5 protein-coding genes are annotated in these 12,652 nt (G+C 57.3%); 4 read left to right on the top strand and 1 reads right to left on the bottom strand.

Annotated features, from left to right (window positions below; genetic code table 11):
• Positions 1-106: 106 nt before the first annotated feature.
• Positions 107-427: a hypothetical protein gene (locus tag UC32_RS05565; RefSeq protein ID WP_045730244.1), complete on the bottom strand. Its 321-nt coding sequence runs from the start codon at positions 425-427 to the stop codon at positions 107-109.
• A 499-nt stretch (positions 428-926) separates the two neighbouring features.
• Between UC32_RS05565 and UC32_RS20255 the strand changes: the two genes are divergently transcribed.
• The 4 genes from UC32_RS20255 (at position 927) to UC32_RS05545 (ending at position 12,626) form a co-directional block, all read left to right on the top strand.
• Positions 927-1,517: an HNH endonuclease gene (locus tag UC32_RS20255; RefSeq protein ID WP_235423595.1), complete on the top strand. Its 591-nt coding sequence runs from the start codon at positions 927-929 to the stop codon at positions 1,515-1,517.
• A 283-nt stretch (positions 1,518-1,800) separates the two neighbouring features.
• Positions 1,801-4,191: a HelD family protein gene (locus UC32_RS05555; RefSeq protein ID WP_152642564.1), complete on the top strand. Its 2,391-nt coding sequence runs from the start codon at positions 1,801-1,803 to the stop codon at positions 4,189-4,191.
• An 86-nt stretch (positions 4,192-4,277) separates the two neighbouring features.
• Complete coding sequence (locus UC32_RS20020) at positions 4,278-9,836, top strand: DUF3320 domain-containing protein (RefSeq protein ID WP_082071934.1); 5,559 nt, start codon at positions 4,278-4,280, stop codon at positions 9,834-9,836.
• 174 nt (positions 9,837-10,010) lie between these two features.
• Positions 10,011-12,626 (top strand): DUF4268 domain-containing protein, encoded by a 2,616-nt coding sequence (locus UC32_RS05545; protein WP_082071933.1) that lies wholly within the window; start codon positions 10,011-10,013, stop codon positions 12,624-12,626.
• Positions 12,627-12,652 lie beyond the last annotated feature (26 nt).

Here is a 12,652-nt window from a genome sequence, read left to right as displayed (position 1 = left end):
CCGAACTCTTTGACACCACTGGCTTACATTACCAACGTTTCGGATGCACGTTTTGGGTCCGGTGCCGGCGCTCCGCCGGCGAGTTGCGGCTTTTTGGCCTGGGACGCTAAAGCTTGTCGATCCAAGTGTCTTCTTCCCGGTTGTCCCAGGCCGAGCCTGTTGCTGCATTCGTCGTTCGGCCCCATCCTTCGATGCGTGCCAGCACCTGGCGCACTTCGCGTGAGTACACTTCCCTAATGTTCGAGATCTTGCGGATCACGCAGCTCTGAATCACCTGTTGGCGTTCGGTCATTGAGGCGATTCCCGCGCGGTCAAAGGCGGTTCGGATGCTAGCGATCTGGGCGGGCGAGATCGGAGTGTCTTCGATTACTGGAGTTGTGTGTGCTGCTTCTGGCAGGTCGAAGAGCTCCGGTTCGTTCTGTGTCACTGCGCGGATGATCCTTAGTGTGGATGCGGGTGGGAAGTGGCCATTTTATCCAGGTCAGCAGGCAGCCCATTTTTCTCGAGGCCTTGCGACTTTCATCCGCAAGCTGCCGGTGGAAGGCATTCCCAACTGGAGTCTGTAACCGGACTATCCTGGGCGCATGACACTTACGGGGGAACCACCGGGAATTTCCTTTGACACGCGGTTGAGGCAAGAGGCGATGGCCTGATTAACCGTCCGCACCAATGACGGAGCGGATTGGCTCACCCGAGAGGACATCCTCGATTTCACGCTGGATGGGGAGAGCCGGCGGCTACAACCCACGCAACAGGGGATTTGGAAACCGCGAGACCTTCCAGCTGCACTATCGTTTCAGACGGTTTATCGGGCCCCGGGTAAAGAGCGTCCATATGACGATGAACCGGGCCCGGACGGATTGCTTCGCTATGCGTGGCGAGGGGAGGATCCTGACCAGGCCGACAACCGCGCCTTGAGGGCCGCGATGGAGCTAGAAAAGCCATTGATTTGGTTTTATGGTGTTGGGATGGGACCGGCGGTATTCCAGGCGATATTTCCCGTTTACATTTTGTGGGAAGAGCCGGAAAACAAGCAGTTCATCATAGACCTGAATGTGGGCCGCGGAATTGTGAATCAGAGTAGCCCTCTCGAAGAGCACCTTCGGCGATACCTGACTGTCGAGACCAAACGGCGTCTGCACCAGCCGGTCTTTCGATCGACGGTATTGCACGCATACCGATCCAGATGCGCAGTATGTTCACTCGCTCATAAAGAACTGCTGGACGCAGCCCACATCGTGGCGGACCGCCACGAGGGTGGCATCGCTTCCGTGGTGAACGGATTGGCCTTGTGCAAGATCCACCATGCGGCTTTTGACGCCCATATCCTTGGAATTCGGCCGGACATGGTCGTTGAAGTTAGGGAAGACATTCTTCGAGAAGTTGACGGTCCCATGCTGCGACACGGAATCCAAGAGCGCCATGGACAGCCGCTGATGGTCCTTCCCGGTAATCGAGCCGAAATGCCGGACCCCGGATTGCTTGATATAGCCTACGCCGAATTCAGAAGTGCTTGATTGAAGGTAGCCGAGAGGGGACGGATGTGGTGGGAGCCGTGCCGCATCTTCCGGACTGGGCTTTCAGTGGATCGCAGGCGGAACGAGGCCGTCTTTGGGTTCACTTGGTTGGATTGGTCCATGGCAGGAGTTCGCCTGAGTTTCCGTCCTGCAACCGGTCGCCTGATGCGGCATTGGTCCGGGTTCACGCCGAATGAAATGTCAACGGATGTCAGTGATGCAAGCTACATTATTGTGACTGAGCTAGAACGGCCCATAGGGGCCGACAAAACTGGGGGCAATAGTGGGTGTAGACGCCGGCGTCGGATCTCTCTCTAAGACGGCTGAACTTCAACGGGAGCAGTCCTATTTCGATCGAGCGAAGCAATACCGTGACAGCCAGGACGCAGCGTGGTCCCTGGCCACGGCTTCCTCCGGTTCAGCAGTTGAACGGCGTGCCTATAAGCGCGCCATGGAGAAACGCAGGGTTGCCTCCCCTGATGACCCGATTGCACTTTCGCGCATTGACTTTGAAGACGGCGACAAACTGTATATCGGTAAGGTTGCCATCTTCGATGAGGACAAGAATCTCCTGGTCGTCAACTGGCAGGCCCCAGCCGCAGCGGTAGCTAATCAGGCCTCCATACAAGATCCCATGGGGCTCCGCAGCAAGCGCGTCTTCGACGCGCCAGCGAACAAGATTCTCGATTTCGAAGACATCGTCTTCAAAGCTTTGGCCGAAGCCGTTAGCGAGCTCGACGAGCACACCTATACGGGGGATGCCCTACTGCAGGCCTTGAGCCGCAAGCGCGGCTCAGAGATGACGGACATCGTCAAGACCATCCAGGCGGCTCAAGACAAGCTCGTGCGCGCGGACCCAGACCAGCTCCTTGTCATACAAGGTGGCCCCGGCACTGGCAAAACGGCGGTGGCCCTTCATCGTGTTTCGTGGCTTCTGTTCAACTATCAGGACGAATTGCCGCCAGAGGATGTACTTGTCGTCGGACCCAATCCGACCTTCACGAAATACATTCGAAGGGTTTTGCCCGATCTTGGAGACGATGACGTCGTCCAGCAAGCATTGCAGAACCTCTTGTCCAATGACGTGCGTGTCAGCGGGGAAGACTCAACTGAGACGGCAAAGGTTAAGGGCTCGGCACGTATGAGCCAGGTCTTGAAAACTGGGCTGAAGCAACGAATCCGAGTTCCGGCCACCGACGTACGAATTCAACGACGAAATACAGTCCTTACTGTTTCTATACCTGCAAACGCCGTGGCCGATGTCTTGAGTAACATGCAGTTCGAGACATTTGCTGACGGGCGCCGTCGCTTTAGACAGCGGCTCGTCGAGCTGTGTGCCCCTTTGCTTGGCAACATCCGTCAGGTTGCCCCCGAACAATTTCTCGATGTACGGGCTCTGGAAGCGGAAGTTGAAAAAATCTGGCCGCAGATAACTCCCCAGCAATTTCTGCGGGAACTCCTTGGCTCTAAGGAACGGCTCAAGCGGGCTGCCTACGGGCACCTGACGTCGGAAGAGGTCGAGCTGCTGTACCGACAGCAATCCGACAAAGTAGGAGATGAGGCTTGGTCGGTCGCCGACCTTTCCCTGCTGGATGAGGCGCAGGCGCTAATGCGCGAGTCACCCCGCACATACGGGCACATTGTGGTGGATGAAGCACAGGACCTGTCTAAGATGCAGCTTCGTGCGATCCGCAGACGTTCCAAAAACGGATCGATGACCGTAGTCGGGGACATAGCTCAATCGACCGGGCCGTACTCCCGCGATTCCTGGGACGATGTGGCGCAGATTCTCAGTGCGGGCACGGCGGACAGCACGGGCACCCACGTGGTGGAGCTTGAGCACGGCTACCGGGTACCGAAGCAGGTCTTTGACGTCGCCCTGCCGGTGCTCAACTCAGCCGCACCTTCGATAACCCCTCCGCGCATCTTGAGGGAAGTTGATTACCAGCCCCGATTCGTTGGGACCCACCAGGAGGAACTGGCTCACGAGGTATCGCGCTCCGTATTCACCCACAGTGGGCGGGGCCGCTTTGTCGGCGTGATCGCCCCGACATACTTGTGGCCTGAGCTTAGAACCGCATTCCGAAGTGATGATTTGCAGTGGAGCGAATCCACCGATGGTGAGCTGTCCACTGCTATCAATCTTGTTACGCCTGAGGATGCCAAGGGGCTCGAGTTCGACGCCGTTTTGGTGGTTGATCCGGCGGGAATCCTGGCAATGCCGCATGGCGAACGCTTGCTGTACATCGCACTGACCCGAACAACTACTCATCTGGACGTGATCTATCCCGCCGGCTCGTTGCCGCCGATTCTTGGCGGTCCGGACAAACCTGAGCCACAAATAGCAGTTGGCTCTGAACAGTCGCGACAGCCATCAAAAGCCGACATAAAGATGTCGAATGATCCAGCTCCCGAAGCCAACTCCGCTATCCCGGATGCCGCATCTACTATCACGCCAGTAGACGACCTGGTCTCCGACGTCGTCCCATCCCTCACAGCTGGCGCTGCCCCGGAACGTCTTGTGGGGACGGAGATGTCCCGCCTGGATGGAATGCAGCAGGCGATGGCTGAGCATTGGGCCAAGTTCTTCGCGTCCCAGCTGCGGGATAACGTGCCGCCCAAGTTGGTTCCAGCTGTCATCGAAGAGCTGGCCCGGCTTGCTTCGGAAAAGTGATAACTCGGCAGAACTTGACTCAAAATTGAGGCTGCAGCCGTAGTTTGGACTGGAAACTCAGCAGACCAATTAGACAGATATCCTCATTGGACGATCCGCTCGAAAAGACCGAGACGTTGAGTGAAATGCATCAATTCTCCGCATGGGGCGGAAGGGTAGGAGAAGCCGTGTCGACAGGCAATGGTGTCTTGGACAAAAAGCTCGCGTTGCAGATGCAACGCTGGCGGGACGACCTGTTGTCGATCGACAGACGTCAGAGGCTTGTCTATTTCCAGCACCCCAAGAGTGGGACCTTCGAAATCGTTGAACCTGGCTGCTCAGGGGTAGAAGCCTTGGTGGCGGAGGGCGACGTCATGCTCGTCAGCAGTGAACCTGCAGACGATGAAGCGGGTGAATCGGCACAGGCCCTGAGGCTTCCCACGAAAGGATCACGAACCCTACGCGTCACTGGCAAAACCGCTGCCCAAATCCTGAGCACGTCAAAGCGGCTGCATCAACGCTCGGAACAAGAATATGCGGACCGCGGGGTATGGACCCTTTACTTGGGCCACGGCATGCTCAATTGGATTGATCCCGCTGACGGAAAGAAAATCTCAAGTCCATTGCTGCTGGTGCCCGTCCGTCTAGCCAAGGAGGGAAAGCAGTATGTGTTGAGGCGAACGGAAGACGAACCGGCACTGAACACGGCCCTCGGCCTTAAGCTCAGTAGGGACTTCGGCCTGGACCTCCCGGAGTTCGACGTAGACGACCTGAACGTAGCGACGGTACTGTCCGGCGCGCGCAAGGCTATCGCGCAGTACGCAGACTGGACTGTTGACGAGCGGGTTGTCATGTCCATCTTCAGCTTCCACAAGGAAGCTATGTACCGTGACCTTGAGCAAAACGAAGCTAAGATTGTCGCCAACGGCATGATTCAACTCATGGCACTGGGCCCGGAGGCACCGAACTCCGAGGTGTTCGCCTTTGACCCTGTTTCTGACGAAGATCTGGATTTCCGTCTGCCGCCCGAAAAGCTTCACAGCATTCTTGACGCCGACGGAAGTCAAAGAAAGTGCATTCTTGCGGCGAGAGAAGGCCGCAGCTTTATCATGGACGGCCCTCCAGGTACCGGCAAGAGCCAGACCATCGCCAACATCATCGCTGAGCTCATCGCAACAGGAAAGACGGTGCTATTCGTCAGTGAAAAGGCGGCCGCGCTTGACGTGGTGCGCGATCGGCTGACAAGCAGGCAGTTGGATCCATTCCTGCTTGAACTGCATAGCCATAAGGCGACCCGTAAGCAGGTGGTCCAGACGCTTCATGCTGAGCTCACCCGCCGCCCGGTAGTAAAGAGCTCTTTCTCGGAAACGGACCGATCTCAGCTCATCAAAAGCCGGACCAGGCTGAGCGACCATGCTGACGCAATGAACGAGGTCCGAAGCCCGTTAGGGCGGAGCCTCTTTGATGTCTTGGGACGGCTGGCCCAGCTAGCAAACGTGGGGGAATACCCCTCTGGGGATCCCAGCAAACTTGGCTTGCTGTCTGCGGACGCACTAGCAGACATCCTGCTTGCCGCCGTATCGCTGTCGAAAGTGTGGCGCCCGGCTGCAGAAGGAGAATCATTCTCCTGGCGAGGTCTCGCCGGATCGAGCCTCACACAAGCACAAATCAAGGAGGCTGAGAAGTGTGTGGACGTTCTGGCCCTGGCAACAGAACGCCTCCTGCGAACAGTCAGACTCTTTGACGCACAGATTCCATTCTGGCCTCTTGCCCTGGACGTTGCCGGCGTTCGTTCGCGAGCGGATCTTTCCGCCCATCTCTGTACAAGAAGGAACGTTCCCCAGCATTGGTATTCCGAGTCCAAATTAACTGATGTTCTTCGAAGGATCGACGGCCTTCAGGCAGACGACGTTGAATACCAGACCAAAAAATCTGAAATTGACAGTATTTGCGTGGAGGGATGGGACAAGAACGACAAGAGCCTTATAGCCCCGCTTGAAACTTTCCTTGAGCACGATCCGGCAATTTTCAGCCGTCCTCTTGGCCAGTTTCCGTTCGGCCAGCTTAGCGGCATCGAGCTGGGAACTTCCGGGGCTGCCTCCCTACTCGAAGCTCTGCTCGACAAGGCCCAGCAACTAGGTGTGCTTTTCGATGTTGAACCGCAATCACTGACTCTAAACAAGTGCCTAGCTCTCTCATCACTCGCGGAGCTCAGCCAACAGGGCAGCCTGCCGGAACCACATTGGATCAACCCGAGTGTCCAAGGGGCTTTGGACGAAAGCGCGCGAATTCTTGGGGAGCTGGCTGCGATCGTACGCGAGCGTCAGTCGGCAATGGAGTCAACCTTCAGCCCTGAAGTCCTCGCACTGGATCTCAAAGGCCTTAAGGCCCGTTTTGAATTGCAACACAGAGGACTGAAAGCCTGGAGTAAACAAGCCCGGGCGGACAAGAAGACGCTTCGCGAGGCGACCGTTGCCGGGGTCGTCAACAAAGAGATCATTGCCATGCTTGGTGATGCCATCTCTTGGCAGACAGCACAGGAGAATCTCGCTAATAGTGAGCCCGAATATGGGCCGCGGCTCGGTAGTTATTACCGTGGCACTGCGACTGACTTTGCGAGGATCGCTCAGGCACTTGAGGTTGCCAGAACGGCTTTGAAGCTGGCCGGAGACGACATAGCGTCCTCCGCACTGGCCAGGCAGCTGAGCAAAGCCAACACGCCAGACGCAGAGCTGATCCCTCTGGCGAGAGACGTTGCCAATATGGTGGAGCGCTTCGGTGCCGACACGCGTGCACTCTTCGGCACTGTTTTCCATGAACAGGTCGGTGATCTGCCACTGACTCACATTTTGGGAATCCTCAAGGCGGCCCAGGAGAACTTTTCGGCCGCGCAACTTTTGCGGGACCGACTTTCGAAGATGCTGGGCGAGACGGCAACACCGCTTGCGGCCAAGGCGGTTCTCCGGCAGATCCATGCGTTGGACGCGATGGATGAGAAAACCGCCGAACGTTCGCGGCACGATTCCGAGGTATTGGGCAAGCGATACAGTCCACGGAAAACAGACTGGGCAGCGGTGCGAGCCGACTACGACTGGATCGCAGCCTTGCGCAGAATCGTCGGGGGACCAATCGAGGATGACGATGTCCGCTTTATTGAGGAGTTCGACGCTTCCGACCTTAATTTGGCAGAAGGCCTTTCCTCCTGGCTGGAAGCCCGAGACAAGCTGGTCGGCTTCTTTGATGCCGAGCGCTCGACCGACCTCAGCGCTGAACTGAACCATGACCTTGAATACGCAGAGGAACTCCTTGCGGCCCTTGGTTTCAACCCGGCTGCTGATATCGATGTTTGGTTCGAATATAAAAGGCTCTTTGCTGCTCTTTCCGATGCCGGAGTGCCTGAGACGCTGACAGCCCTGTGCGACAGCCATGCGCCAGCGGACCAAGTAGTGCCAGCAATTGAAAGGGCTGCACTGGAACCTTGGGCAGAAAGTATCGTTGAAGGCGACGACAGGCTATCGGAACACCGTGCGTCCGGCCGCGAAAGCCTACTGAAACAGTTCAAGGAATTGGACGGAAACCTAATCGTCAATGCTTACGCCGACGTCGTAACGGCCTGTGTTGCCCGACGTCCACGCAGCATGGCCGGCCCTGCGGCAGTCATCGCGCACGAGGCCAACAAGAAGTCCCGTCACAAACCCATTAGGCGGTTGCTGGAAGAAACCGGCTCTGTAGTCCAGGGCCTGAAGCCCTGTTTCATGATGAGTCCTCTTTCCGTATCGCAGTATCTTCCTGCAGGGTTCGTCTTCGATGTCGTTATCTTCGATGAGGCCTCTCAGGTCATGCCCGCGGATTCCGTAAATTGCATCTACAGGGGCAAACAGCTGATCGTGGCTGGGGACCAGCGACAGCTCCCGCCAACGTCCTTCTTCTCGGCTGCAGATATTGAAAGCGACGACGAAGATGAACCGGACAACTTCGATAGCGTCTTGGACCTATGTAAGGCTTCGGGGGCTATGGTGTCCCTGCCGCTCTCATGGCACTACCGCAGCCTTCATGAAGATCTCATTACCTATTCGAACTACCGGATTTACGAGGGGAAACTCAATACATTCCCTGGCGCCACCCAGGAAGCTGACGACCTCGGGGTACATCACGAATTCGTTCAGGGTATCTATCAGCGAGGGGCTGGTAGCAAGAATCCCATTGAAGCAGAGCGCGTCGTGGACCGTGTCCTTGAACACCGCCGCGTTAACCCGGAACTCTCGCTCGGAGTCGTAACGTTCTCTACACAACAAGCCGAGGCTGTTTCCGAAGCTATTGAACGTCGCGCAGAGCTAGAGCCGCTGCTTACGGGTCTCATGGAAGACCATGATCGACTCCGCGGGTTCTTTGTGAAGAATCTGGAGTCCGTCCAGGGCGACGAGCGAGACATCATCATCTTCAGTATTGGATACGGGCCCGATGAAGCGGGCAAGCTGGCAATGAACTTCGGACCCTTGACTCGGAAAGGCGGCGAACGGAGACTCAACGTGGCAATCACGCGCGCACGCCGAAGGGTCGAAGTAGTCAGCTCATTCCATGCTGGAGACATGTCTGACGGCGCGTCAGCAGGAAATCGTCACCTGAAGAATTATCTAGACTTTGCTGCCCGGGGCCGAGCGGCCTTAGCCTCTGACATATCCGGATCTGTGGGGGATGCCGAGAGCCCCTTTGAAGAGGAAGTCCTTCGCGTAATCAGGGCATGGGGTTACGACGCCGTGTCTCAGGTCGGGGCTGGTGGCTACAGGATAGATATAGGGGTTCGTCATCCTGACAAGCCCGGGAGCTTCATGCTGGGCATCGAGTGCGACGGAGCCGCATATCATTCGGCAAAGAGCGCGCGTGACAGAGACCGCCTGAGGGAATCTGTGCTGCGGGGGCTCGGGTGGGATATCTATCGGATCTGGGGTTTGAGCTGGTACAGAGACCGGTCCACACAGGAGATCGCTCTCAAGCAGGCAATTGAGGACGCTGTGAGTGGGAACCACGGCGTTCCTGCTATTGCTCAGGCGGCGGAAAGTACCGGGGCCATGGAGTATGAAGAGATCGACCTGTCCGCCCCGCCCGCCTGGACGGTGCCATACACCTCCGCCTCAAAGCCTGCGCACCGGTATTGGTACCAACCGGGAGATGCCGACGCACTTACAGACCTCATCCAGTATGCGGCCCACGTCGTTAGCGTCGAAGCGCCGCTGCACGTAGATACCTTTCACACTCGGTTGCGGGAGCATTGGGGAGCCGGTGCCATTGGTCCGCGCGCCAAAATCAACATTGAACGAGCATTGTCACTTGCCAAAGTTAGCGGCATGAAAGTGAAGCTCGATAAAGAAGGCTTTATCCGAGTCGATGGCGCAAACGCAGTAAACGTCCGGCGACCAACGGGACAAAGTGACATCCGTAAAGCAGGCGCAATCCCGCCTGAAGAGTTCGATGAGGCCGTTCGTCTCGTAGTTGCTGACTCAATAGTCATTACAGAAGAAGAGTTACTCGTCGCCGTCCGTAACGTCTTCGGCTGGGCACGACGAGGCCCCGATATTCAGAATGCACTTCAGCGGAGCCTTCGGAGAGCCGTAAAGAAGGGTTACTGCCTGCGCCGGCCAGACGGCTCATACGAGACTGCGCAATAAGGTGTGCTTAAGGCGCCCGCCAGGCGCTATCTTGGCGAGCGCTTTATGCTCATGATTTGGCAGGAGGTAAGCAAATCAAGCACATCGAGCCTTCCTCTAGACGCACAGGGCGGGGTGTGAATACTCGATCGATGTATTCTCATCCCTAAGCACTAAGACTCTAAGGAGACGCTTGTGGTTCGAGCGGAAAATGGGACGCTCGCGGGCGTTCTAGAAGGCAAGAAGCAGTACCAGGTTCCTCTGTATCAGCGGGTGTACTCGTGGGGGAAAAAGCAGCTCGACCAGTTGTGGTCAGACGTCGTGGAGCTGGAGCGGACCCTTCACGACGACCCGAAGGCCTCTCATTTCATTGGGTCCCTCGTCCTGGCGAGCAGCCCTGATTTCGGGGCCATCGGCGTCAATAAGTTTCTTGTCGTTGACGGCCAGCAGCGCCTGACCACCCTGACTCTTTTCCTGGCTGCACTCCGGGACCACTTGATCGAAACAGGGGAAACTGACCGAGCTGGCGGCATCGATGCCCAATACCTCATCAACGTTTACGACAATGGCAAGCCACTCAAGGTGATGCCGACGCAGACAGACCGGCCCGCCTATATGGCTGTTCTCAACCGTGCTCCTCAGGCCGGCGGTGAGGATACCATCGGCGACGCCTACCGATTCTTCCGCTCGAAGATCGCGGCGGCTGACGACCCAGACGATGCACACGACCTCCATCTGCTCGAGGCCGCCGTCGTCCGCGGACTCGCGCTCGTCGTCGTTACCGCCGAACCGTCAGACAACGCACACCGCATCTTCGAGTCCCTGAACAATACTGGTCTTCGCCTGACGCAAAGTGACCTGCTCAAGAACTACCTGTTCATGAGGCTTGGTGACCGCGCAGAAACCGTCTACGACAATATTTGGCTTCCACTAGAGAAAAAGCTTGACTCCGAAAACCTCGAGTTGTTGTTCTGGCTCGATCTCGCTCAACGCGACGAACGGGCAAAACAGTCTGATACATACGTAGGACAGCAAAAGCGGCTCGAGAAACTCAAGACCATTGACCAGGTAGAGGCTGAGGTACTCCGCATAGCCCGATTGGGCGACGTGCTCGCTACGATTCTCAACCCTGCGGAGGAAAGACATACCGAGATTCGCAGGCGCCTCACCAGAATCAAGGCGTGGGGTTCGACCACTGCGTATCCCGTGGTCATGCAGATCCTCGCCCGACGCGCCGCCGGCACCGCTGCCAATGATCAAGTGGTTCGCGCGTTGACTTATCTCGAGTCCTACTTCGTGCGGCGGATCATCATCGGACGCGCTACCGCCAACCTGAACCGGACACTGCTCCAAGCTGTTGGTGCGATCAGTGGTGCCGAGGACATCGACAAGGCACTACGCGACTACCTGTCGCAGGGTCGAAAATACTTTGCAACCGATCAGCAGGTCCGAGAGGCTGCTCGAGCTGTCGCCTTCTACTGGCAGGGCCGTGGAACACAGAAAAAGCTGATCCTGCAGTGGCTTGAAGAGGCCTACCGCCCGAAGGAGATCGTCGACCTTGACCCAAGGCACCTGACCATCGAGCATGTCTTGCCCCAGACTATGACTGAGCCCGTACGTGAAGCGTTCGCAGAGGGTTTCGACGCAGACGCAGACATTGATTACGAGCATGAGCGCGTCGTGCACACCCTGGGCAACCTGACTCTCAGTGGGTACAACAGCGAGCTCAGCAACAAGCCTTTCCACGAGAAGCGGGAATTGCTGGCTAAGAGTGGCGTTTCGATGAATCAAGCGATTGCCACGCACGCCACATGGGGTGCCAAGGAGATCAACGCGCGCAGCTCCGAATTGGCAGAGAAGATCATCGATCTATGGCCAGGCCCTGACGAAAGCATTATTGCTGGGGGCGAGGAGCCGTCAGCTCTGCGCAGCCAAGTTGCAGCGGTCGTAGCTGAGATCCCGGCCGGCCGATGGAGCTCCTATGGGGATGTCGCCATCGTGGCGAACACCTGGCCACAACCACTGGCCGGGATACTTGCGAGCTATCCGATAGCGAACGCCTGGCGAGTCCTGCAAAGTGGCGGGACCATCTCGCCTGGTTTCCGCTGGCTCGAGCCCGGCCGCAATGATGACCCACGGGCGGTTCTCGAGGAGGAAGGAATTCGATTCGATGGTGAAGGACGCGCGGCTCGGGACCAATTTATTGGTGCAGAGGAGCTTGCTAACGCGGCAGGTCTCGACGTCGACGAGAATGTGATCTCCGCGCGACGCAATAGGGTGAGCGGTCAGGCTCGCGCGGAAAACAACGTGGCGCTGAAGAACGCACAGCTGGACTTCTTCGAGCGAGTACGAAACTTCGGGCTCGCTAATGCGACCAACATCAAGACATGGCGTAAACCGTCACCACAAAACTGGTATGACGTGAGCCTCGGGGATTCCCGTGCTGTGATCTCGCTTTCAGTTAACTCGCAGAGCAAGCTCGTAACCGCGCAATTCTGGATCAACAACGACAAGGGTCTTTACGGGGAGTTACTTGCCCAGCGCACCGCTATCGAAACCGCTCTAGGGTTTGGAGTGGAGTGGGACGACAAGCCCGGCCGTAAGGCCTCCAAGCTTGTCAGCAGGCTGCCCGGCGATTTTCTTGATGAAGCCCAGTCGCAGGAACTCGTGGAATGGCTGGTGACGAGGGCCGACAGGTTTGCGCAGGTATTGGCGAAGTACCTGCAAAACCCGGATCTGCAAGGGAATCCGGAGGATCAACTCGTCTTGGAGTGGGAACCGGACTTGGCGCAACAGTCCCCGGAAGGTTGATGATGAACTAGCAGGGCTCGTGCCCG

The organism is Pseudarthrobacter chlorophenolicus, assembly GCF_000962805.1.
Classification (GTDB): domain Bacteria; phylum Actinomycetota; class Actinomycetes; order Actinomycetales; family Micrococcaceae; genus Arthrobacter; species Arthrobacter chlorophenolicus_A.
The sequence above is the reverse complement of the archived record's forward strand: the minus strand, read 5'-3'. Positions and strand labels throughout refer to the sequence as shown.

Bases quoted from the DNA above. Each gene is read 5' to 3' on its own strand.
- UC32_RS20255 (WP_235423595.1), top strand. From the start codon at position 927: ATGGAGCTAGAAAAGCCATTGATTTGGTTTTATGGTGTTGGGATGGGA.